The following is a 22,840-nucleotide window of genomic DNA, read 5'->3' as shown; positions in this document are numbered from 1 at the left end:
GAGATGACAAGCACCGCGGGCCGAATCTGCAAATGCATCGCTTCAGCAAATTCAAACTGAGCGATTGCGCTTTGCATCCGGCGTGTGAATAGCTGCAGCCGTCTCCGTTCGTTTCATGGCCCGCTCGTTCACAGCTCTTCACCCGTTCCGTTCGACATGACCGACCTGCGATCCTATCGCGCACCGTGGTGGTTGCCCGGCGGCCATCTGCAAACCATCTGGCCGACGCTGTTCGCGCAGCCACGGGCCTCGCAAGCCATCAAGCTCGTCCGCGAACGCTGGCGGGCGCCAGACGGCGACTTCATCGACATCGACCACCTGCCCGGGCCGGACTATGCGCCTTGGCTGGTGCTGTTTCACGGCCTCGAAGGATCGTCGGCAAGCCGCTACGCGATCGCATTTGCGCAGGGCGCGGTGGCGCGCGGCTGGCGGCTGTCGATCCCGCATTTCCGCGGCTGCTCCGGCGAACTCAATCTGGCGCCGCGCTCGTACCACTCCGGCGACTTTCAGGAGGTCGGTTGGCTGCTGGCGCGAATTCGCGACCGCGCCGATGCGCCTGTGCTGGCCGCCGGCGTCTCGCTCGGCGGCAACGCGCTGTTGCGCTGGGCGGAGGAGGCCGGCAGCGGCGCCGCAGAGATCGCGCGCGCAGTGGCGGCGGTCTCTGCCCCGCTGGATCTCGTGGCCGCCGGCGCCGCGATCGATAGCGGCGTCAACCGCCTGATCTACACCCGGCATTTCCTACGCACGATGATTCCGAACGCGCTCGCGAAATGGCAGCAGCATCCGGGACTGTTCGATCGCGAACGGGTCCAACGGGCAACGACCCTGCGCGAATTCGACGACGCCTTCACGGCGCCGCTGCACGGCTTTGCGGGTGTCGATGACTACTGGACCCGTGCCTCATCCAAGCCGCATCTGCACAAGATCAAGATCCCGGCTTTGGCCGTGAACGCGCGCAACGATCCGTTCGTGCCGGCCGCCTCGCTCCCGGCACCGGACGACGTCGGCACGATGGTGACGCTCTGGCAACCCGATGAAGGCGGACATGTCGGCTTCGCCACCGGTCCCTGGCCCGGCCGGGTCACCGCCATGCCCGAGGCGGTCAGCGACTGGCTCGGCTCGATCCTCGCCGGCTAATAGTCGGCGCTGCGCAGTTCGAATTGCGCGATGCTCTTGAACCGCGCACCTCGCGCGTCCTGGCGCAGCACAGCGATCCGATCGATCGCAATCCGGTCGATGCCGGTGGCCGCGAATTGTCTCCGCAGCAGCGCCAACAATTCGTCGTGGCGAGCCGGATCGAGCGAACCGGTCAGCGTCATGTGAAGCCGGAACTCGTCCATCACATAAGGGTAGCCCCAGCGATCGAGATAGCCGACCTGCTCGGGCGTCAGCCGTTCCGGCTTGCGCCGGGCGCGATCCTCCGCCGACAGCGGCGCCCGAAACTCATCGAAGTCGCGAACGCAATCGGCCGCGAGCTGCTGCAGCGACTCGGACGGCGCTTCCGGCACCAGCGCGAGGAACCCACCGATCGGCCTGATTACCGGAGCAATCTGCGGAATCGCCCGCGGCGTTTCGGCAAAGGTCGCACAGGCCCACAGCAGGTCGCTCTCGCTGCGGCTGCCGATCAATCCGAACGGCGCCTTCAGGGTGGCGTGAAAGCCGTAGCCGCGCGGCTCGGCGGTGATGTCTCGCCAGTCCTCGATCGCCGCGGTCGGCGCAGCGAACGGCACGTCTTCGCCGGTGACGACATCGTAGCCGAGCATCGTCGCCCCGAACTGCGCCAGAGCGCTGCCTGCGGCGGGCAGATAGTAAATCGCGTAGCGTGGAAAATTCGACATCGCCGATGATGATAGCGTCAGATCAGGCGGCAACGCCAGCCGGGTGCGGCAGTTTGCGCGTGATCACGAAGCGCTCCGGATCGTCGACATGCACCAGCCGGCCGCCGGCGATCACCGCGACGATCCGCGGCCGCAACGCGACCCGATCATCGACCAGCACAACGTCAGCGCGCTGCCCGCTCGCGATCGTGCCGCGCTCAGCGAGCCCGGCGGCGCGCGCAGGATTTTCCGAGATCAGCTTCCAGGCCTGCTCCAGCGGCAGGATGCCGTCATGCACCAGGCGGAACGCGGCGAGCAACGGGGCCGGATAGTAGTAGTCGGAGGCCAGTACCGAGCACAGTCCCTTGGCGATCATATCGGCCGCTTTGGTCCAGCCGGTGTGGCTGCCGCCGCGCACCACGTTCGGCGAACCGAACACGATGAAATCGCCGTGCAGCGCCGCATCGCGCGCGGTCTCCTCGGTGGTGGGGAACTCGGCAATGCCGACGCCGAGCTCGCGATAACCCTGCCGCATCGCCGGGGTATCGTCGTCGTGCGACAGCATCGGCATCGACACCTCGCGGGCGATGGCGGCGAGGCGCCGATTCGCCTGTGGCACTTCGTCGCCGCGCGCCGCGACGCGCTCGACCAGCCGATCGAATTCATCGTCGGATAGGCCAGTACGCTCGACCACCCGGTTGCGCTTCTGCGGCTTGGCGAGGTTCGCCAGCGTCGTGTCCATGTGATCGTTGAAGGCGAACAGATCGACGCGGCGATCACCGATACACTGGGCGATCTCGTCGACCGCCTCGAGATTGAAGGTCTCGTGGCGCAGATGAATGCGGGTGTCGGCGGAAAGCCGCGGCTTGGTCAGATCGATCGCATCCAGCATCCGGCGGGCGTTGTCGGCGCTGCGCAGGCCGGGCTCCCACGACCAGGTGACGGCGTGAAAGACCGTGGTCAGGCCGTTGGCGATCGCCTGGCGGTCGCTGTCGATCAGCGCCACGTCGATCGGAAAGTCGACGCCCGGCCGCGGCATCATCTGCCGCTCGAAGGCATCGCCGTGCAGATCGACGATTCCGGGCAGCACCAGCAGGCCGCGGGCATCGATCCGGATCGCCGCATTGCCGCTCGTGGAGCCGACCGCCGCGATGGCGCCGCCGGCGAGCTGCAACGATGCCTCGGCAATCTCGTCGCTAAGCAGCGTCCGGCCACCTTCGATCGCGATCTCGCTCATCCCATCACCTGCTGTTCTGTCGCCGGCTCGCGGTCCGGCGGCTGCACTTCGGCCGCACCTTCATATCGGTCGAGGAATTCGTCCACTGACAATTTCCGGAAGTCGGGCAGCGCGGTGCGCAACGCTTCGTGGCCCCAATTCCACCACGCCAGCGCGACTAGACGCTCCGCCTGTTGCTCGGAGAAACGTCGGCGGATCGGCCGCGCCGGATTGCCGGCCACGATCGTGTAGGCCGGCACGTCCCGGGTGACGATCGCGCCGGCCGCAACCACCGCGCCGGTACCGATGTTACGGCCCGGCAGCACGATGGCGCCGTGACCGATCCAGACATCGTGGCCGATCTCGACATGATGCGAGCGGCGCCAGGCGAAGAACTCGGCGTCGTCGCTCTCGCCCTCGAAATAAGTACTGGCGCGGTAGGTGAAGTGCGCCTGGGTGGCGCGCTGCATCGGGTGATTGCCGGGGTTGATCCGGGTCATCGCCGCGATCGAGCAGAACTTGCCGATGCTGGTGTAGGTGATCTGCGAGTCGTTGACGACGTAAGAGTAATCGCCCATCGCCACTTCGTTCAGGATGGTGCGGGCGCCGACTTCGCAATAGGCGCCGAGGGTGACGTCGTGCAGCTTGGCGGTCGGATCGACGGTCGGCGCGACCGTCAGCAGTTTCGCAGCCATGGGATTCTCGTGCGCGATGATTGGGGGTGAGCCTGTCATCGACGCCGCCCGTGACGCCGTCGTGACGCATCGATGACGCAGCGAAGACCTTGATATGTCGGCCGAACTACATCGACTGTCACACGGCTGCAAAACAACAGCGTTAGCGATTCCTCCCGAACCTGTTTCGGGAGCAGCGCATGCTGGTAGTTGAGGGTCTGACCTGCCGTTTCGGCAGCAAAGCCGCCGTAGATGGCGCATCGTTTTCGGTGGAGCGTGGCAGCTTCGTCGGGGTGATCGGCCGATCCGGCGCGGGCAAGTCGACCCTGCTACGCATGCTGAACCGGCTGGCGGAGCCGTCCGAGGGACGCATCCTGTTCGAAGGCGTCGATGTGACCGCGCTGCAGGGCCGCGAGCTGCGACAATGGCGCGCACGCTCGGCGATGATCTTTCAGCAATTCAACCTGATCGGCCGCCTCGACGTGCTGACCAATGTGCTGATGGGCCGGCTGTCCGAAGTGCCGTCGTGGCGCTCGCTGGTGCAAATGTGGCCGGAGCAGGATCGCGCGCTTGCGATCTCGGCGCTCGATCAGTTCGATATGGCGTCCTACGCGGCGCAACGCGCCGACCAGCTCTCCGGCGGTCAGCAGCAGCGCGTCGCGATCGCCCGCGCGCTGGTGCAGCAGCCGGACATCGTGCTCGCCGACGAGCCGATCGCCTCGCTCGACCCGCGCAACACCAAGATCGTGATGGATGCGCTGCTGCGCATCAACAAGCACTTCGGCATCACCGTGCTGTGCAATCTGCACTCGCTCGATCTCGCCCGTAGCTATTGCGACCGGCTGATCGGCATGGCCTCGGGCCGCGTGGTGTTCGACGGCGCGCCGGCCGCGCTCACCGACCAGATCGCGCGCGAGCTTTACGACCTCGAAGCCGACGAAGTGCTCGGCGCCGCGCCGCACGTTCCGCACGGCCTTCCCGCCCCCGCATTGGTCGGCGTCGCCGTGGCCTGATCCCGGCGGCGATCGTTCGCCGTCTTCCCTATCCGGCACCGCCCGCGGCGCGTCCGCGTGCGGTCGCCGTGTTTCGACCGTTCACCGACTGAAGAGACAGGAAACCTCATGATCAAGCTCCGTACTCTCGTCGCCGCCGCTGCCGCGCTGGCGTTCACCGCGCACGCCGCGCCGGCGCAGGACTGGAAGGCGAAATATCCCGAGCTGGTGTTCGGCAAGATCCCGGACGAGAACGCCTCGGGCACCACCACCCGTTGGACTCCGCTGACCGACTACCTCACCAAGCAGCTCGGCGTGCCGGTGAAGCTGCGCATCGCCAACGACTATGCCGCGGTGATCGAGGGCCAGCGCGCCGGCAACATCCACATCGGCATGTATGGCCCGGCGTCCTACGCCCGCGCCTATCTGGTCGGTGCCAAGGTCGAGCCGTTCGCCATCGAGGTCAACGGTGACGGCTCAAAGGGCTATCACTCGGTGCTGTATGTGAAGAAGGACTCGCCCTACCAGAAGATCGAAGATCTCAAGGGCAAGAACCTCTGCCTGGTCGACCCGAATTCGACCTCCGGCAACAACGTGCCGCGCTTCATGATGAACAAGATGTCGATCGATCCCGACAAGTTCTTCGCCAAGGTGATCTACGCCGGCAGCCACGAGAACGCAGTGATCGGCGTCGCCCAGGGCACCTGCGATGCGGCGTTCAATTGGTGGAACACCGAGGACGAATCCAACCTGCTGCGGATGGACCGCAAGGGCATGGTCAAGGCTGCGGACTTCCGCATCATCCTGAAGTCGGACCTGATCGTGAACTCGCCGATGGCCTATCTGTCGGACCTGCCGGAAGACCTCAAGGCGGCGATCCGCAAGGCGGTGCTCGATCTGGCCACCAACGATCCGGAAACCTTCAACAAGATCTATGAAGGCAAGGCCAAGCCCTATGCGGCGACCAGCCACAAGGACTACGAGCCGGTGGTCGAGCTGATCAAGTTCGTCGACACCCTGCGCAAGCACAAGTCGTAACGGATCCCCGCACCTTATTGGACGTGGGCGGCCGACCGGTCGCCCACGTCGTCATGTCGGACACCCGCATGCAGGCAGCCGTCACCGAACTTCCCGAACCCCAGCTTCGTGCGCTCGCCGATCATTACGATGCGGCGGTGGCCGAGAAGCGGCGGCGACTGGCGCTCGGCGGTGCGATCCTGATCGCCGCGATCGCCGCGGCGGCCTGGATGGGCGAAGTCGATCTGGTCAAGCTGGCCGAGAATTTCTGGCGATTCCCGTCCTACTTCATCTCGATCGCGCCGAAGCTCGCCTTGGCGACGCTGTGGACCGACCTGAACGAATGGTTCTGGGGCATCAAGCGCTGGACCGGCCTGCTGCTCGACACCATCCTGATCGCCTATGTGGGCACGCTGCTCGGCGCGCTGGCCGGCTTCGCGCTGTGCTTTCTGGCCTCGGCCAATCTGGTGCGCTCGCGTGCGATCGTGTTCATCACCCGCCGCTTCCTGGAGTTCTGCCGCACCGTTCCGGACATCGTGTTCGCGCTGGTGTTCGTGCTGGCGTTCGGGCTCGGCCCGCTACCGGGCGTGCTGGCGATCACGATCCACACCGCGGGCGCGCTCGGCAAGCTGTTCGCCGAGGTGGTCGAGAACATCGACGACAAGCCGCTGGAAGGCGTGGTGTCGGCCGGCGGCGACTGGCTGGAGAAGGTGCGGTTCGCGGTGGTGCCGCAGGTGCTGTCGAATTTCGTCAGCTACGCGCTGCTGCGGTTCGAGATCAACGTCCGCGGCGCGGCCGTGATGGGTTTCGTCGGCGCTGGCGGCATCGGCCAGGATCTGATCGAGGCGGTGCGCAAGTTCTACTACACCGACGTCAGCGCGATCCTGCTGCTGATCATCGTCACCGTGATGCTGATCGACTATTTCACCGAAGGCGTGCGTCGACGCCTGATCGGTCAGGAGCAACGATGAGCGTGCCCCGCCGCACCCTGAGCTTCGGCGACGAGGCCGGTATCGTCGCGCGCTTCCCCGAGCAGTTCCGGCCCAATTGGATCAGGCGCGGCAAGCTGATCGGCGGCCTGACGCTGGCGGCGGCGCTGTTCGTGTTCGGCCTGATCCGGCTCGATATCCCGTTCGACCGGCTGCTCAGCGGCGTCAGCCGATTGATCGAATTTGTCGGCCTGATGCTGCCGCCAGATCCGGGCTCGTGGCAGCTCGCGCAGGTCTATCTGCACGCGATGGGCGAAACGCTGGCGATCGCGTTTCTCGGCACGCTCGGCGGCGCGCTGCTGGCATTCCCGGTGTCGTTCCTGGCGGCCCGCAACGTGCTGCGGATCCGCCCGCTGCAACTGCTGACCCGGCGGCTGCTCGACATGGTGCGCGGCGTCGATACGCTGATCTGGGCGCTGATCTGGGTCGGCGTCGTCGGGCTCGGACCATTCGCCGGGATACTCGCGGTGATGTGCTCGGACTTCGGCAATTTCGGCAAGCTGTTCTCCGAAGCCTTCGAGGCCGCCGACAACAAGCCGATCGAAGGCGTCAAGGCCACCGGCGGCTCGCACGTCCACAGCGTGAGGTTCGGCCTGCTGCCGCAGGTGGTGCCGATCCTGGCGAGCCAGGTGCTGTACTTCTTCGAATCCAACACCCGCTCGGCGACCATCATCGGTATCGTCGGTGCCGGCGGCATCGGCCTGCAGCTCACTGAGCAGATCCGGGTGCTGGAATGGCAGAAAGTGTCGTTTCTGATCCTGATGATCCTGATCACCGTCGCGTCGATCGACTGGATCTCCAGCAAGCTGCGCTTCGCGATCATCGGGCGGAAGGCGGTCGCTTAAGGCGCAGCGGTCATCGCGCTCTCAACCGTCATCCTCCGCGCAAGCGGGCGATGACGTGAGCGCAGGGCGCACGCTAATCCGGCTCGATCACGAACTCGACCCGCTCTGCCGCAAAGCGTGCACGGGTGGTGAGCAGCGGGGTGCCGTCGGCGGCGACGTCGATGCTCTCTACCACCAACACCGGGCGCCCGGCGGGCAGATCGAGCCGCGCAGCATCGGACGCATCCACCATCGAGGCGGTGATCCGGGTCGACAGCCGGCGATAGTCACTGACGCCATAATGCGCCAGCACCTTGGTCATCGAGCGTTTCGCCGCGAACACCTTGGGCGCATCGGGAAATCGCACCGCCGACAGCCAGGTCGTGCCGCGGCTGATCGGCACGCCGTCCGCCGATCGCAGCGCCTCGATGCGGAAGAGGGGCGCGCCGATATCGAGATCGAGTTGGCCGGCCAGCGCGCCAGTCGCCGCCTCACGCTCCGCGGCAATCAGCTGCCCGCGCGGTTCGCGCCCCCCCGCGTTGATGATCTCGGAAAATCGCGTCCGCGTGCGCAACGGATAGGCAATGCGCTGACTGCGCACGAAAGTGCCGCTGCCGCGCTCGGCGCGGACCAAGCCGCGCTCGGCCAGCGCCGCCAGCGCGCGGCGCACAGTATGACGGTTGACCCCGTAGTTCTCGGCAATCTCGGTCTCGCCCGGCAGCTTGCCGCCGGGCAGATAGCGGCCGTCGGCGATCGCCAGCTCGATGCCGTCGGCGACCCGACGCCAGAGCGCTAAGCCTGAGGATAAAGCCTCGGCACTCATGACAGGAACGCTTTCGTGATCATGGCCACGGAATTCGACGTCATCGAGTTTTCATATTGTGCCTCTATCAAGTTGTCTATTAACATATACAACTTGAACTGGGCAATGGCGATGCACGCCGAAACCACAAACCTCCCCGAACAAACCGCAATCGCGCGCCGGCGCGCCGCGATGGCGGTGCTGGCCGCATCCGAGACCGCCGCGATCGGCGCGCACCTCGACGCGCTGGCGCCGCCGGCATTCACGCTGCTGCGCGAGCCGGAACAGGGACTGGTGATGCTGCGCGGCCGGATCGGCGGCGATGGCTCCGCCTTCAATGTCGGCGAGGCGACGGTGTCGCGCGCTGCGGTTCGGCTCGCCAGCGGAGAGGTCGGGTACGGCTACACGCTGGGCCGCGATCGCACTAAGGCCCGGCTGATCGCGCTGTGCGACGCGCTGCTGCAATCGGCAGACTATGCGGCCACCGTCGAGGCCGAGGTGATCGCGCCGCTGCGCACCGAAGTCGAAGCCGCACGCGCAGAAAAGGCCGCCCAGACGGCTGCCACCAAGGTCGATTTCTACACGCTGGTGCGAGGCGAGGGCTGACCATGACCACCACCGAACTCGCCGCCGGCTTTGCCGACAAGGTACTGGGGGCGCAATCGACCTTCCGCGCCGTGATGGAAGCGATGGCGCGGCCCGGCCGCATCCAACGCATCAGCGTCGAGGCCGGCACACCGGCGCCGCTGATGCACGCCAGCGCCGCGCTGGCGCTGACCCTGTTCGACCACGACACTCCGATCTGGCTCGACGACGCTATTGCGGCGGACGGCACAGTCGCGCAATGGCTGAAGTTTCACACCGGTGCGCCGCTGACCGACGATCCTTCTACCGCGGCGTTCGCGCTGATCGGTGACGGCAACGCCTTGCCGCCGATCGACCGCTTCGCACTCGGCAGCGCCGAATATCCGGACCGTTCGACAACGCTGATCATTCAGGTGCCTACCCTCGGCGCCGGCGCCAGCTTCCGGCTGCGCGGCCCCGGCATCGACGGTGAAACGCTGCTGCAGGCGACGCTGTCGCCAGCCGATTTGTTCGATCGCCTCGGCATCAACGCGGCACTGTTTCCGCGCGGCCTCGACGTGGTGCTGGTGAGCGGCGATCAGGTGGTGGCGATCCCGCGCACCACGCGCCTCAGCCAAGGGAGCTGACCGATGTATGTCGCAGTCAAAGGCGGCGAACGCGCCATCGACAATGCCCACCGGCTGCTCGCCGATGCCCGCCGCGGCAACCGCGACGTGCCGGAGCTGACGCTCGACCAGATTTCCGAGCAGCTTGCGCTCGGCGTCGACCGGGTGATGAGCGAGGGCTCGCTGTACGACCGCGACCTCGCGGCACTGGCGATCAAGCAGGCGCGCGGCGACCTGATCGAAGCGATCTTCCTGGTGCGGGCATTTCGCGCCACGCTGCCGCGGTTCGGCGCGTCGGAGCCGGTCGACACCGGCGCGATGGCGGTGCGGCGGCGGATCTCCTCGACCTTCAAGGATATTCCCGGCGGCCAGATCCTCGGCCCGACCTTCGACTACACCCACCGGCTGCTCGACCCGCAGCTCGCAAGCGGCGGCGATCCGGCCGAGCCGGAGATGGCCGAGGCGAGCGACGCCCCGACACCGCGCGTCACCGATATCCTGCGCCAGGACGGCCTGATCGAAGAGTCGCCGATTGCCGCGGACGACGCAGCCGTGGGCGACCTCACCCGCGAGCCGCTGAATTTTCCGGCCGATCGCGACCTGCGGCTGCAGAATCTCGCCCGCGCCGACGAGGGCTTTCTGCTGGCGCTCGGCTACTCGACCCAGCGCGGCTACGGCCGCAATCATCCGTTCGCCGGCGAGATCCGGTTCGGCGAAGTCGAGGTGTTCTTCGAGGCCGAAGACGCCGGCTTCGCGGTGCCGCTCGGCAGCGTGGCGCTGACCGAGTGCCAGATGGTCAATCAGTTCAAAGGCTCGGCAACCGAGGCGCCGCGTTTCACCCGCGGCTACGGCCTCGCGTTCGGCCAGAGCGAGCGCAAGGCGATGTCGATGGCCCTGGTCGATCGTGCGCTGCGCGCGCAAGAACTCGGCGAGGACGTCAAGGCGCCGGCGCAGGACGAGGAGTTCGTGCTGTCGCATTCCGACAACGTCCAGGCCACCGGCTTCGTCGAGCATCTGAAGCTGCCGCACTACGTCGATTTCCAGTCCGAGCTCGGCCTGCTGCGCAAGCTGCGCGCCGAATTCAACCAGGACCAACCCGAGCTGCGCGAGGCTGCGGAATGACCGAGGCGACCTACAATTTCGCTTATCTCGACGAGCAGACCAAGCGGATGATCCGCCGCGCGATCCTGAAAGGAATCGCGATCCCCGGCTATCAGGTGCCGTTCGCCAGCCGCGAGATGCCGATGCCTTATGGCTGGGGCACCGGCGGCGTGCAGGTGACGGCGTCGATCCTCGGTCCCGACGATACGCTGAAGGTGATCGACCAGGGCAGCGACGACACCACCAACGCGATCTCGATCCGCAAGTTCTTCGCCAAGACTGCCGACGTCGCAACGACGACGGCAACGCCGGACGCGAGCGTGATCCAGACCCGGCACCGGATTCCCGAAACGCCGCTGCACGAAGGCCAGGTACTGGTGTATCAGGTGCCGATCCCCGAACCGCTGCGCTATCTCGAACCGCGCGAGACCGAGACGCGGCGGATGCACGCACTCGCCGAATACGGCCTGATGCACGTCAAGCTGTACGAGGACATCGCCAAGTTCGGCCACATCGCCACCGCCTATGCCTACCCGGTGAAGGTCGCGGGCCGCTACGTGATGGACCCGTCGCCGACGCCGAAGTTCGACAATCCGAAGATGGACAATTGCCCGGCGCTGCAACTGTTCGGCGCTGGCCGCGAGAAGCGAATCTACGCGATCCCGCCCTACACCCAGGTGGTGTCGCTGGATTTCGAAGACCATCCGTTCACGCCCTATCGCCAGGACGGCTGCTGCGCGCTGTGCGGCGCCGACGACTCGTATCTCGACGAGATCGTCACCGATAACGCAGGCACCCGGATGTTCGTGTGCTCCGACACCGATTATTGCGAAGGCCGCCGCGCCCAGGGTCACACCGGCAGCGAAACGGCCCCGATGGAGAGCGCCCATGCTTGATCGCGTCTCATCCGCCGCACCAGACGCCTTCACCGCGGCCGACCAGCCGCTGCTGATCGCCGACGGCCTGTCGAAACGCTACGGCCGGATCGACGCCTGTCGCGGCGTGTCGTTCGAACTCTTCCCTGGCGAAGTGCTGGCGATCGTCGGCGAGTCCGGCTCCGGCAAATCGACCCTGCTGCAGATGCTGTCGGGGCAGATGACGCCGAGCGCCGGGCGCGTGTCCTATCGGATGCGTGACGGTGTCCTGCGCGATCTCGCCGAGCTCGGTGAAGCCGAGCGCCGGTTGCTGCTGCGCACCGATTGGGGCTTCGTGCATCAGGATCCCGCGCAGGGCCTGCGCATGGCGGTCTCGGCCGGCGCCAATGTCGGCGAACGGTTGATGGCGATCGGCTGGAACCACTACGGCAAGATCCGGAGCGTCGCCAGCGACTGGCTGGAGCGGGTCGAGATCGACACCGGCCGCATCGACGACGCGCCGCGCACCTATTCGGGCGGCATGCGGCAGCGGCTGCAGATCGCCCGCAACCTCGTGACCGATCCGCGCCTCGTTTTCATGGACGAACCGACTGGCGGGCTCGACGTCTCGGTGCAGGCGCGGCTGCTCGATCTGGTCCGCAGCCTGGTGGCCGAACTCGGGCTGGCCGCGATCGTCGTCACCCACGATCTCGCGGTAGCGCGGCTGCTGTCGCATCGCATCCTGGTGATGAAATCCGGCCGCGTGATCGAAACCGGCCTGACCGACCAGGTGCTCGACGATCCGCGCGAGCCCTATACGCAACTGCTCGTGTCCTCGATCCTGCCGGCGTGATGACCATGACCCAAGCTCCCGCTCTCGTCGTCGATAACGCCCAGAAGAGTTTCGTCATGCATCTGCAGGGTGGCGTGACGCTGCCGGTGGTGCGCGGCGTCAGCTTCCAGGTTCAGCCCGGCGAATGCGTCGTGCTGTCCGGCCCCTCCGGCGCGGGCAAATCATCGATCCTGAAAATGATCTTCGGCAATTATCGCTGCGACTCCGGTGCGATCCGGATCGCTCATGACGGCGCGACGCTCGACATCGCCACCGCTCAGCCGCGGCAGATCCTCGCCGCGCGCCGCGGCAGCATCGGCTATGTCAGCCAGTTTCTGCGCGCCGTCCCCCGCGTCGCCGCGATCGACGTCGTGGCTGAACCGCTGATCGTGCAGGGCACGGCTCGCGAGGCGGCGCGCGAACAGGCCGGCGTGCTGCTGCGCCGGCTCAATATTCCGGAGCGGCTGTGGACGCTGCCGCCGGCGACGTTCTCGGGCGGCGAACAGCAGCGCGTCAACATCGCCCGCGGCTTCATCTCGCACACGCCGATCCTGCTGCTCGACGAGCCGACCGCATCGCTCGACGCCAAGAACCGCGCCGTGGTGGTCGAGCTGATCGGGCAGACCAAGGCCCAGGGCGCCGCGATCATCGCCATCGTGCACGACGACGAGATCCGTGAGATCATCGCGGACCGCATCGTCGACGTGACCTCGTTTGCCGCCGCCGCATGACCAATGGAATGAACGAGACCATGAGCAATTCGCAGGAGATGGTGCTGGGCAATGCCCGGCTGGTGCTGGCCGACCGGGTGATCGAGCACGGCTGGGTCGCGATCGCCGACGGGGTGATCGCGGAAGTCGGCGAAGGCGACGCGCCGAACGGCGCCAAAGACATGCAAGGCGATCTGGTGATGCCGGGGCTGGTCGAGCTGCACACCGATCATCTCGAAGCGCACTACACGCCGCGGCCGAAGGTGCAGTGGAATCCGGTCGCCGCTGTGGTGTCCTACGACGGCCAGCTCGCGACCTGCGGCATCACCACGGTGCTCGACTCGCTCCGGGTGTGGCGCGAGGAAGGTGCCGAGGAGGTCGATGGCCAGGCGATCGTGCTGGCCGGTGCGATCTCGACGGCGCGCGACGCGCAGCTGCTGCGTGCCGATCACTTCCTGCATCTGCGCTGCGAAATCCCGATGCCGAACGTGGTGGCCGAGGCCAAGGAGCTGATCGACCGTCCCGACATCCGGCTGATGTCGCTGATGGATCACACGCCGGGCCAGCGCCAGTTTCGCGACGAGGAAAAGCTGCGCGACTACTACCGCGGCAAGGGCGCCGGCATGACCGATGCCGAGCTCGACGTGATGTTCGCACGCCGGGTGTACTGCAAGGAGAATTACGCCGACGCCAACATGCGGGCGATCGTCGAACTGGCGCATCGTTACGAAATTCCGCTGGCGAGCCACGACGACACCACACCCGAGAACGTCGCGGACGCAGTCCGTGACCGGGTCGCGGTCGCGGAATTCCCGACCACGCTGGAAGCGGCACGCGAACTGCATCAGGCCGGCATCGACATCCTGATGGGGGCGCCCAACGTGGTGCGCGGCGGCTCGCACTCCGGCAATATCGCGGCGATCGATCTGGCGCACGAGGGACTGCTCGACATCTTGTCGTCGGACTACATCCCGTCGAGCCTGTTGATCGCGGCGCTGCAATTGCCGATCCGGGCGCCGGCGATCGACCTTGCCGCCGCGATCCGCACCGTAACCAAGGCGCCGGCCGAAGCGGTCGGCCTCAACGACCGCGGCGAGATCTCCAAGGGCAAGCGCGCCGACCTGATCCGCGTCCATGTCGCGCACGACGTGCCGGCGGTCCGCAGCGTCTGGCGCGAAGGACAGCGCGTGGCATGACCGATATCGCGGTGGCGGAGCAGGCAACGAAGCTGATCGGCCAAGGGCGACTCGTCCTGGTGGTCGGCCCGTCCGGCGCCGGCAAGGACACGTTGATCAATGCCGCCCGCACGCTCTGCGCCGATGATGCAACGATCGTGTTTGCGCGCCGCACCGTCACCCGCGAAGCCTCTGCGGCCGAAGACAATCTGCCGGTGACACCGGCGCAGTTCGATCGCCTCGTGACGGAGGGCGGCTTCGGACTGCATTGGCGCGCCCATGGCCATGCCTACGGCCTGCCGCGCAGCCTCGACGATGACATTCGAGCCGGCCGAACTGTGGTCGCGAACGTGTCGCGAATGGTGATCGACGCCGCGCGCAGCACCTATGCGAACGTCGTGGTGGTGCTGATCACCGCGCCGCCCGACGTGTTGGCGGCAAGAATCGCGGCGCGGGCTCGCGCCAGCGACGGAAGTATCACCGAGCGTGTCGGGCGCAGCGTCGACGCGAACCCCGACGTTACCATCAGCAATGTCGGCGACCCGGTCGCCCACGCCCGAGACTTGTTGGAGATCATTCGCCATGGATGCCCACAGCCCTGACGACCGCCGCACCGCCTTCCCCGCGCTCGATTCCGTCGAAGCGCTGGAGGCGATCTACGGGGTGCCGAACGACGCCTCCACCGAAAAGGTGGCGCACTGGATCACGCCGCCGTATCGCACGCTGATCGAAAAATCGCCGTTCGCTGCGCTCGCCACTGTCGGCCCGGAAGGACTCGACTGTTCGCCGCGCGGCGACGTGCCGGGTTTCATCCGCGTCCACGACGACACCACACTGCTGATCCCGGATCGCCGCGGCAACAACCGGATCGATTCCTTGCGCAACGTGGTGCGCGATCCGCGCATCGCCCTGATGCTGCTGATCCCCGGCTCGATCAACGCGCTGCGCATCAATGGCCGCGGCTATGTCACGGCCGACGAGGCCTTGCGGATGTCGTTCGACGTCGAAGGCAAGGCGCCGCGCACCGTGATCGTGATGAAGGTCGAGGAGGTCTATTTCCAATGCGGCCGGGCGCTGATCCGCTCCGGGCTGTGGGACCCGAGCAAACAGGTGGCGCAGGACACCTTGCCGACGCCCGGCGAGATCCTCGCTTCGATGACCGAAGGCCGCGTCGGCGGCGAAGACTATGACCGCGCCTGGCCGGAACGGGCCAAGGCGTCGATGTGGTAGCGGCCGGCGCGCCGTTCAGGTTCCGCCGGGTCGGCAGATTCTGATTCAGTCGAACCCCGGCAACCGCTGGGCCTGTTCCCGCGTTAGGAGGGCTCAGGAGGATTCCGCCATGACGAATCACGATAAGAGCCTGCAACCGGACGATTTTCCGATCGAGGTCGAGCGCTCGGTGCTGAAAACGACGGACGGAAAGACGATCGCCGAGGCGAAAAACAAGAAACTCGCCGACGATATCGCCGATCGCCTCAACGAACAGGCGGATCGCGAGCAGCAGGATTGCTGGTCGGCATAAGCGACTCCGGACCGCCCGATCGCAAGGCACCGGTCGCTCCCGCGAGGCGGATTGCCGCATCGCGTCGCGGAACAGGTTGATAAGTCGCGGCTCGCCCTTCGGCGCGGCAGCAGTTTGAAACGATTCCAAAATAGCCCCCCTGGCATCGCGAGCCCAACGCGGTACAGCGGCAGCATGAGATTGGTATTCGGACGACTGCACCGCTGGGCCGGGCTCCTCACCGCGGCGTTTCTGCTGTTCTCCGGCGTCACCGGCGCCGTGATCTCGTGGGACCACGAGATCGACGAGACCATCAACGCCAAGCTGTTCCACGCCCCCGCGACAGGACCGGCAATTCCGGCCATCGAGCTTGCCAAGCAGATCGAGCAGCGCGATCCGCGGGCTCGCGTGGTTTACTTCCCGATGGCGGAGGAGCCTGGCCACTCGCTGGCATTTTTCGTGATGCCAAGGATCGACCCGGCGACCAGCAAGCGATACGCGCTCGACTACAATCAGGTGTTCGTCGACCCCGCCACTGGCGCTGAACTCGGCCGGCGCTATTGGGGCGCGGTGTGGCCGGTGACGCGCGAAACCTTCGTGTCGTTTCTCTACAAGCTGCACTACACCATGCACATCCCCGAATTCTGGGGCAGCGACCGCTGGGGAATGCGGCTGCTCGGCATCATCGCGATCATCTGGACGATCGATTGCTTCGTCGGCTTCTATCTGACGCTGCCGGCGCGCAGGCTGCTGCGGGCCGGACAGGCGCCGGCGGTGCGGCGCGAGCTCGGCAAGGGGTTCTGGGCACGATGGGCTCCCGCCTGGAAGATCAAGGCTTCGGGCAGCGCCTACCGGATCAATTTCGACATCCATCGCGCCTTCAGCCTGTGGACCTGGGCGGTACTGTTCGTCGTCGCCTTCACGGCGTTCTCGCTGAACCTGTATTTCGAGGTGTTCTCGCCGCTGATGAAGACGGTGTCGAACTACACGCCGACGCCGTTCGAGCAGCGCCCGTTCCGCAGCCTCGACGATCCGATCGAGCCGAAGATGAGCTTCGCCGACATCGCCGCACGCGCCACCGGCGACGGCAAGGCACGCGGCTTCACCGAGCCGCTCGGCTCGCTGTTCTACGGCCCAGCGCACGGCGTGTTCGCCGCGGCATTCTTCAAGCCGGGCGAAGAACACGGCGCCGCCGGGGTCGGCCCGGCGCAGCTCTATTACGACAGCGAGGACGGCCACTTCCTCGGCGAGCGGCTGCCTTGGACCGGCACCGCAGCGGACGTGTTCGTGCAGATGCAGCTCCCGCTGCATTCCGGCCGGATCCTCGGCCTGCCCGGACGCATCCTGATCTCGGCGATGGGATTGGTGGTGGCGGCGCTGTCGGTCACCGGCGTGGTGATCTGGGCGCGCAAACGCCGCGCCCGGCTGGCGGCCAAGCGCAGCCGGCAGGCCGCGGCCGGCGCCCGGCTGGCACCGGCGGAGTAACGGCGCTCAGTCCTGCGCCGAGATGGTCTTGGCGAAGCGAACGCGGCAGATGCCGAGCGTCACGCCGCCGATCGCCAGCATCGCCAGCAGTTGCGGCCACACCAGATCGACCCCGGCGCCGCGGTAGAGCACGGCCTGGGCGAACGAGACGAACTGCGTGTTCGGCGTGAACTGCATCACGAACTGCAGCCATTGCGGCATGGTCTCGATCGGGGTGCTGGCGCCGGACAGCAGGTACAGGATCACGATCACCGGGATCGCCAGCAGGCCGAACTGCGGCATGGTGCGGGCATAGGTCGCCAGCAGCAGGCCGAGTGCCGTCACCGAGAACATGAACAGCACCATCCCGAAGGTGAACAACGGGACCGAGCCGATGATCGGCACCCCCAGCACGCCTTTGACCATGAACTGCAGCGACAACAGCGCCGCCATCACGATCACCGCGCCGTTGGCGATGATCTTCGACAGCATGATCTCGAGCGGGTTCACCGGCATCACCAGCAGATGCTCGATGGTGCCGCGCTCGCGTTCGCGGATCAGCGCGGCACCGGTGAGAATGATTGACAGCGTCGCGATGTTGTTGATCACCTGCATCACAGAGGTGAACCAGGCCGAGTTCAGGTTCGGATTGAACTTGGCGTGCATCACCAGATTCACCGGCGTGGTGCTGGTGCCGGAATCCTTACGCAAGTAAGCGGCCGTCTCGCGCAGCACGATGTTCTGGATGTCGACCGCGCCGTTGCCGGCGATCGCCATCGCGGTGGCGTCGACATTGATCTGGACAGACGGGTTCTTGCCGGACAGCGCGTCGGATTCGAATTGCGGCGGGATCTCCACGACGAAGACGAAGCGGCCACTGTCCATCGCCGAATCGATCTCGGACGGGCTGATCTGCTCGGCGGCACGGAACAGCGGCGGCAGCATCGCGGCAGCGATCCGCCGCGACAATTCGGAGTGATCTTCGTCGACCACCGCGACCCGCGCGGCCTCGACTTCCAGCTTGGCACCGGTCGCGATCGTGTAGATCGCGACGCTGAACACGTAGACGATGAAGCCGAGCAGGATCGGGTCGGCCCACAGACTGCGCAGTTCCTTTCCGGTGAGACGATAGATGTGTCGCAACATCGAACCCATCGTCACGCCTCCTGCTTGCGCAGCACCAGAATGGCGCAGATCAGATAAATCAGACCGAATCCGAACAGCACCAACAGGTTCGGCGACAGCATCCAGACCCCCATGCCCTTGGTGAAGGCGCCGATACTGACCTCCTGGAACCAGGCCGCGGGAAACGCCTCGCCGAACAATCGCCCGATCTGCGACAGCGACGACACCGGCACCAGAAGGCCGGAGAAGTTGACGGCCGGGATGATCGAGATGATCGCGACCACGAAGATGGCGGCAATCTGAGTACGCAGGAACGACGAGAACAACACGCCGAGCGCGGTGGTGGAGAACACGTAGAGCAGCGCGCCGCCGACCAAAGCCGTCCACGATCCCCGCACCGGAACGCCGAAGATCACCATCGCCCCGACCAGCAGCAGCACGAAGCTGAAGAACGACAAAAGGGCGTAGGGCAGTTGCTTGCCGAGCAGGAACTCCGTCGCCGTGACCGGCGTCGAGCGGAAGTTGGAGATCGAGCCGACTTCCTTTTCGCGGACGACGCCGACCGCGGTCAGCATCGCCGGGATCAGCATCAGGATCAGCGTGATCACGCCCGGAATGATCGAATACACGCTCTTGAACGCCTGATTGTAGCGGAACCGGGTTTCGATGTTGATCGGCGAGGCCGGCGAGGCCATCGCATGGCGCCGATACTGCTCGGCGAGATAGGCCTGCGACAGCCCGGTGACGTAGGAGCGGATGGTCTCGGCGCGGAACGGCATCGAGCCGTCGATCCACACCGCGACTTCCGGAGACTTGCTGGTCAGCAAGTCGCGGCCGAAGCCGTGCGGCACTTCGATCACCAGCTTGAGTTCGCCGCTGGCGAGACGCCGGTCGATGTCCGCCGCGGAGGCGATGTCGGGCGCCTGCTTGAAGTAGCGCGAGCCGGAAAAGCTCTCCAGCAGTTCGCGGCTTTCCAGCGTATTGTCCTGATCGTAGACCGCGTAGGTCAGATTCTCGACGTCGAACGAAATACCGAAGCCGAAGGTCAGCATCAGGACCAGCGGGCCGAGAATCGCAAACGCGAGCCGCAGCCGGTCGCGCAGGATCTCCATGGTCTCGCGCCGGGCATAGGCCCACAGCCGCGCCGGATCGAACCGCCGCAGCTTGCCCGCGGCCTCGCGCGGCGCCGCCAGGCTGGTCTCCTCGCCGTCGCGCTGCGCGCCGGTCGCTTCTTCCAGATAGGCGATGAAGGTCTGTTCGAGATCGGCCGCGCCGCGGCGCGCGACCAGCTCGTGCGGCGCGCCGACCGCCAGCACCTTGCCGGCATGCATCAGCGATATCCGATCGCAGCGCTCGGCCTCGTTCATGAAGTGGGTCGAGATGAAGATGGTGACGCCGTCCTGGCGCGACAGCGCGATCAACATCCGCCAGAACGAATCCCGCGCCACCGGATCGACGCCGGAGGTCGGCTCGTCGAGGATCAGCACTTCGGGGCGGTGGATCACCGCGACCGCGAGCTGCAGCCGCTGACGCAGGCCGAGCGGCAGACCGTCGGGGCGGGCATCGGCGACGTCGGCGAGATCGAACCGCGCCAGCATCTCGGCGACGCGATCCGGAATCTGCGCGCTCGGCAGCTCGAACAATTGCGCATGCAGCAGCAGGTTCTGCCGCACCGAGAGTTCGGCGTAGAGCGAAAAGCTCTGCGACATGTAGCCGACACGCTTGCGGGTCGCCATGTCGGAGGCGTCGAGCACTTCGCCGAACAGCCGCGCCTCGCCTTCGCTCGGGGTCAGCAGGCCGGTCAGCATCTTCATCGTGGTCGACTTGCCGCAGCCGTTGGAGCCGAGGAAGCCGAAGATCTCGCCGCGCTTGATCTGGAAGTTGACGTGATCGACCGCAGTGAAATCGCCGAACCGGCAGGTCAGGTTCTCGGCTTCGATCGCGTAGCCGTCGCCGCTGTCCGGCAGCGGCGGCAACACGACGTCGGCATAATCGCCACGCGTCTCCGCCGGCAGCAGCGCGATGAAGGCGGCATCGAGCGTCGGCTGCTTGGTCTGCGCCCGCAGATCGGCCGGCGTGCCGGCGCCGATGATCTTGCCGTCGTTGAGGGCAGCGAGCCAGTCGAACCGCTCGGCCTCTTCCATATAGGCGGTGGCGACCAGCACGCTCATCTGCGGGCGGCGTTTGCGGATGCGGTCGATCAATTCCCAGAACTGCCGGCGCGACAGCGGATCGACGCCGGTGGTCGGCTCGTCGAGGATCAACAGGTCCGGATCGTGGATCAGCGCGCAGCACAGCGACAGCTTCTGCTTCATGCCGCCGGACAATTTGCCGGCGGGCCGATCGCCGAACGGCGACAGCCCGGTGGCACTCAGCAGTTCGGCGATGCGCGCCTTGCGTTCGGCGGTGCCTTGGCCGAACAGCCGTCCGAAGAAATCCAGATTCTCGAACACCGACAGCGTCGGATACAGATTACGTCCGAGCCCCTGCGGCATGTAGGCGATCCGCGCCGCGCTTGCAGCGCGGTGGCGGGCGTCGCGCATATCGCCGTCCAGCGCCATCACCTCGCCGCTCTGAATCCGGCGCACGCCCGCGATCAGCGCCAGCAGCGTCGATTTGCCGACGCCGTCCGGCCCGATTAGGCCGACCATCTTGCCGGCGGGCAATTCCAGCGTGACGTCGTCCAGCGCATGTGTCGCGCCATAGGCGTGAGTGACATGCGTCAGACGCGCAGCGAAGCCGGTCATTGCGGCAGCTTGACCTTGAGATTATCCGGCCATTGCTTGTCGCTGTCCGTGCGCAAATACGCCATCCCGCGCACGCCGGTCTTCACCTCACGCTCGTATTTGCGCAGCAGGTCCGGCGGCAGCGTCAGCTTGACGCGGAACATCAGCTTCTCGCGCTCGTCCTTGGTCTCGACCGCCTTCGGGGTGAACTGCGCCTCGCTGGCCACGAAGGTGACCTTCGCCGGCACCACATATTGCGGGATCGCATCGAGGATCAGCCTGGCATCGGAGCCGTAAGCCAAAGCGGCTGCGACACTCGCCGGCACGAACACCGTCATGTAGACGTCGGTGAGATCGACCAGCGTCAGCACCCGGGAGCCGGCGCCGAGCACTTCGCCGGCCTGCGCCAGCTTGTATTGGATCCGGCCGCGGCGCGGCGCCTTCAGCTCCATGTCGTCGAGCACGGTCTTGATCCGCGCCACCTCGGCGCGGGCGGCGTCGATCGCCGCCGCCGCATCGCTGAGGCTGGCTTTCGCGGCTATCAGCGCCGCGTCGGCGACGTTCTGCGCGGCCTGGCGCTGGTCGCGGATTTCTGCGGTGGAGAAGCCTTTTTCGAACAGCGCCTCGGCGCGGCCGAGCTGCTGTGCGGCGAGCTTCTGCTCGCTCTCCCGCTGCAGCACCATCGCTTCGGCCACCGCCTTGCTCTGCACGGCGCGGCGCTCCTGCGCTTGCGCGGCGAGGAGCTGGGCCTGAATGTCGGAGACGTCCATCTTGACCAGAAGCTGGCCCTTCTCGACCTCGTCGCCTTCCTTCACCAGCACTTCGGCGATCCGGCCAGCCAGCTTGGTGGCGATCTCGACCTGCTCGGATTCCAGCCGGCCGTTCGCCGAGGCGAAGCCCGCGGGCAGCCGCTTGGGCATCAGCTTCTGGATCAGCTTTTCGAATTTGTCGTCGGCATGGGCCGGGAGCGGGCCCGCCAGAACACCAACACCGAGGCAGAAAACACTGAACAGCCGGACTCCGCGGCGGATCGGGTGGAAGTTCGTCATCATACGGCTCCGGAATCACGGACAGACCAGTGAGCGCCCCAGCCCCAGCTATTCCTCCGTTCGATCAAGGCCAATTCCGCTTTGAACCGGATTGTCTGCGAAGCCCTTTGGCAGTATTGAACACAGTTGTTCAAATCAGATCAAGTGTGTCCAACGACCGTGTCGAGCCCCGCACAGCGGCAGATCTACCTGGCGGCGATGCAATTATTCGCCGAGCGCGGGCTGACGCAGATCAGCGTGACCGATCTGGCGCAGGCGGCCGGTGTCGCGCGGGGCACAGTTTACAATAACCTTGGCGACCTCACCGGCCTGTTCGATCTGGTGGTTACCAATCTGGCCACCGAATTGAATCCCCGGCTGACGCAGGCGCTGTCGGATTGTCACGAGCCGGTGCGTCGGCTCGCGACCTGGATGCGGCTGCTGATCCGTCACGCCCACGAAGAGCCGCGGCTCGGGCGGTTCGTGTGCCGGTTCGGCATGAGCCCCACCACGCTGCGGGTGGTTTGGGACGGACGGCCGCTCGACGATCTCGCCACCGGCCTTTCGGAGCGCGGCCTCAGTCTCGGCCCGGCGCAACTCGCCTCGGCGACCAATTTCATCTCCGGCGCCATGCTGGGCGCGATCTTCACCATCCTCGACGGCCACCGCACCTGGTCCGAAGCAGCGGCCGAGACGGTGGAATGGGTGCTGGTCGGCCTCGGCGTGCCGCGAGACGAAGCGCGGAACCTGGCGGTCGGCGAGCTGCCACCATTGCCGGCATGATCACACCGCCGAGACGACGC

24 protein-coding genes are annotated in these 22,840 nt (G+C 66.3%); 17 read left to right on the top strand and 7 right to left on the bottom strand.

Annotated elements, in window-relative coordinates:
* Positions 1 to 156 precede the first annotated feature (156 nt).
* Positions 157 to 1,137, top strand: coding sequence for a YheT family hydrolase (locus tag M9H71_RS03125; protein WP_455403641.1), 981 nt, complete (start codon positions 157 to 159; stop codon positions 1,135 to 1,137).
* Here M9H71_RS03125 and M9H71_RS03120 read toward each other — a convergent pair.
* Genes M9H71_RS03120 through M9H71_RS03110 form a run of 3 tightly spaced genes read right to left on the bottom strand, consistent with a single transcriptional unit; the run spans position 1,134 to position 3,728 of the window.
* On the bottom strand, positions 1,134 to 1,838 hold the full coding sequence (locus M9H71_RS03120; protein ID WP_455403640.1) for a DUF1045 domain-containing protein: 705 nt from the start codon (positions 1,836 to 1,838) through the stop codon (positions 1,134 to 1,136). The two genes, M9H71_RS03125 and M9H71_RS03120, sit on opposite strands and share 4 nt — an antisense overlap.
* A gap of 22 nt (positions 1,839 to 1,860) precedes the next feature.
* Positions 1,861 to 3,054, bottom strand: a complete 1,194-nt coding sequence (locus M9H71_RS03115) for an alpha-D-ribose 1-methylphosphonate 5-triphosphate diphosphatase (RefSeq protein ID WP_455403639.1) — start codon at positions 3,052 to 3,054, stop codon at positions 1,861 to 1,863.
* On the bottom strand, positions 3,051 to 3,728 hold the full coding sequence (locus M9H71_RS03110) for a transferase hexapeptide repeat family protein (protein WP_455403638.1): 678 nt from the start codon (positions 3,726 to 3,728) through the stop codon (positions 3,051 to 3,053). Before M9H71_RS03110 ends, M9H71_RS03115 begins: the two co-directional genes overlap by 4 nt.
* 179 nt (positions 3,729 to 3,907) lie before the next feature.
* Here M9H71_RS03110 and phnC point away from each other — a divergent pair, with 179 nt between their 5' ends.
* The 4 genes from phnC to phnE (M9H71_RS03090) all read left to right on the top strand — a co-directional run bounded on the left by phnC (position 3,908) and on the right by phnE (M9H71_RS03090) (position 7,550).
* Positions 3,908 to 4,720 (top strand): phosphonate ABC transporter ATP-binding protein, encoded by an 813-nt coding sequence (phnC, locus tag M9H71_RS03105; protein ID WP_455403637.1) that lies wholly within the window; start codon positions 3,908 to 3,910, stop codon positions 4,718 to 4,720.
* A gap of 108 nt (positions 4,721 to 4,828) precedes the next feature.
* A complete protein-coding gene (gene phnD / locus M9H71_RS03100) occupies positions 4,829 to 5,737 on the top strand; it encodes a phosphonate ABC transporter substrate-binding protein (protein WP_455403636.1) in 909 nt (302 codons plus the stop codon).
* Positions 5,738 to 5,805: 68 nt separating this feature from the next.
* A complete protein-coding gene (gene phnE / locus M9H71_RS03095; RefSeq protein WP_455403635.1) occupies positions 5,806 to 6,687 on the top strand; it encodes a phosphonate ABC transporter, permease protein PhnE in 882 nt (293 codons plus the stop codon).
* Entirely contained in the window at positions 6,684 to 7,550 is an 867-nt protein-coding gene (phnE, locus tag M9H71_RS03090; RefSeq protein ID WP_455403634.1) for a phosphonate ABC transporter, permease protein PhnE, read from the top strand. The genes phnE (M9H71_RS03095) and phnE (M9H71_RS03090) overlap by 4 nt, the downstream gene beginning before the upstream one ends.
* Before the next feature lie 73 nt (positions 7,551 to 7,623).
* Here phnE (M9H71_RS03090) and phnF read toward each other — a convergent pair whose 3' ends face one another.
* Positions 7,624 to 8,352, bottom strand: a complete 729-nt coding sequence (gene phnF / locus M9H71_RS03085) for a phosphonate metabolism transcriptional regulator PhnF (protein WP_455403633.1) — start codon at positions 8,350 to 8,352, stop codon at positions 7,624 to 7,626.
* Between the two features lie 111 nt (positions 8,353 to 8,463).
* On the opposite strand from phnF, the gene phnG reads away from it, so the two are divergent.
* From phnG to M9H71_RS03030, 11 genes are all read left to right on the top strand, one after another.
* Positions 8,464 to 8,937: a phosphonate C-P lyase system protein PhnG gene (gene phnG / locus M9H71_RS03080; protein WP_455403708.1), complete on the top strand. Its 474-nt coding sequence runs from the start codon at positions 8,464 to 8,466 to the stop codon at positions 8,935 to 8,937.
* A 2-nt stretch (positions 8,938 to 8,939) separates the two neighbouring features.
* Entirely contained in the window at positions 8,940 to 9,542 is a 603-nt protein-coding gene (gene phnH / locus M9H71_RS03075) for a phosphonate C-P lyase system protein PhnH (protein WP_455403632.1), read from the top strand.
* Between the two features lie 3 nt (positions 9,543 to 9,545).
* The gene (locus M9H71_RS03070) at positions 9,546 to 10,643 is read left to right on the top strand and encodes a carbon-phosphorus lyase complex subunit PhnI (protein ID WP_455403631.1); all 1,098 of its coding nucleotides are present in this window, start codon (positions 9,546 to 9,548) and stop codon (positions 10,641 to 10,643) included.
* Complete coding sequence (locus M9H71_RS03065) at positions 10,640 to 11,518, top strand: alpha-D-ribose 1-methylphosphonate 5-phosphate C-P-lyase PhnJ (RefSeq protein WP_455403630.1); 879 nt, start codon at positions 10,640 to 10,642, stop codon at positions 11,516 to 11,518. The genes M9H71_RS03070 and M9H71_RS03065 overlap by 4 nt, the downstream gene beginning before the upstream one ends.
* Complete coding sequence (gene phnK / locus M9H71_RS03060; protein ID WP_264054187.1) at positions 11,511 to 12,329, top strand: phosphonate C-P lyase system protein PhnK; 819 nt, start codon at positions 11,511 to 11,513, stop codon at positions 12,327 to 12,329. The genes M9H71_RS03065 and phnK overlap by 8 nt, the downstream gene beginning before the upstream one ends.
* A complete protein-coding gene (gene phnL, locus M9H71_RS03055; RefSeq protein ID WP_455403629.1) occupies positions 12,329 to 13,039 on the top strand; it encodes a phosphonate C-P lyase system protein PhnL in 711 nt (236 codons plus the stop codon). The genes phnK and phnL overlap by 1 nt, the downstream gene beginning before the upstream one ends.
* Before the next feature lie 20 nt (positions 13,040 to 13,059).
* Positions 13,060 to 14,214 (top strand): alpha-D-ribose 1-methylphosphonate 5-triphosphate diphosphatase, encoded by a 1,155-nt coding sequence (locus M9H71_RS03050; RefSeq protein WP_455403628.1) that lies wholly within the window; start codon positions 13,060 to 13,062, stop codon positions 14,212 to 14,214.
* On the top strand, positions 14,211 to 14,795 hold the full coding sequence (gene phnN, locus M9H71_RS03045; RefSeq protein ID WP_455403627.1) for a phosphonate metabolism protein/1,5-bisphosphokinase (PRPP-forming) PhnN: 585 nt from the start codon (positions 14,211 to 14,213) through the stop codon (positions 14,793 to 14,795). Before M9H71_RS03050 ends, phnN begins: the two co-directional genes overlap by 4 nt.
* Positions 14,776 to 15,423, top strand: coding sequence for a pyridoxamine 5'-phosphate oxidase family protein (locus M9H71_RS03040; protein WP_455403626.1), 648 nt, complete (start codon positions 14,776 to 14,778; stop codon positions 15,421 to 15,423). Before phnN ends, M9H71_RS03040 begins: the two co-directional genes overlap by 20 nt.
* Positions 15,424 to 15,532: 109 nt before the next feature.
* Complete coding sequence (locus M9H71_RS03035; RefSeq protein WP_455403625.1) at positions 15,533 to 15,715, top strand: hypothetical protein; 183 nt, start codon at positions 15,533 to 15,535, stop codon at positions 15,713 to 15,715.
* 174 nt (positions 15,716 to 15,889) lie between these two features.
* Entirely contained in the window at positions 15,890 to 17,179 is a 1,290-nt protein-coding gene (locus M9H71_RS03030) for a PepSY-associated TM helix domain-containing protein (RefSeq protein ID WP_455403624.1), read from the top strand.
* A gap of 6 nt (positions 17,180 to 17,185) precedes the next feature.
* Here the strand turns inward: M9H71_RS03030 and M9H71_RS03025 are convergent, their stop codons facing one another.
* The 3 genes from M9H71_RS03025 to M9H71_RS03015 are packed head-to-tail and all read right to left on the bottom strand — an operon-like array spanning position 17,186 to position 22,058.
* Positions 17,186 to 18,313 carry an ABC transporter permease gene (locus M9H71_RS03025; RefSeq protein WP_455403623.1) on the bottom strand — a complete coding sequence of 376 codons (1,128 nt, stop codon included), beginning with the start codon at positions 18,311 to 18,313 and terminating at the stop codon, positions 17,186 to 17,188.
* A 2-nt stretch (positions 18,314 to 18,315) separates the two neighbouring features.
* Positions 18,316 to 21,030, bottom strand: coding sequence for a ribosome-associated ATPase/putative transporter RbbA (rbbA, locus tag M9H71_RS03020; RefSeq protein ID WP_455403622.1), 2,715 nt, complete (start codon positions 21,028 to 21,030; stop codon positions 18,316 to 18,318).
* Positions 21,027 to 22,058 carry an HlyD family secretion protein gene (locus M9H71_RS03015; RefSeq protein ID WP_455403621.1) on the bottom strand — a complete coding sequence of 344 codons (1,032 nt, stop codon included), beginning with the start codon at positions 22,056 to 22,058 and terminating at the stop codon, positions 21,027 to 21,029. The genes rbbA and M9H71_RS03015 overlap by 4 nt, the downstream gene beginning before the upstream one ends.
* A 159-nt stretch (positions 22,059 to 22,217) precedes the next feature.
* Here M9H71_RS03015 and M9H71_RS03010 point away from each other — a divergent pair, with 159 nt between their 5' ends.
* Positions 22,218 to 22,820 carry a TetR/AcrR family transcriptional regulator gene (locus M9H71_RS03010; RefSeq protein WP_455403620.1) on the top strand — a complete coding sequence of 201 codons (603 nt, stop codon included), beginning with the start codon at positions 22,218 to 22,220 and terminating at the stop codon, positions 22,818 to 22,820.
* Positions 22,821 to 22,840: the final 20 nt, after the last annotated feature.

The sequence above is a fragment of the Rhodopseudomonas parapalustris genome (genome assembly GCF_053772255.1).
The sequence above is the reverse complement of the archived record's forward strand: the minus strand, read 5'-3'. Positions and strand labels throughout refer to the sequence as shown.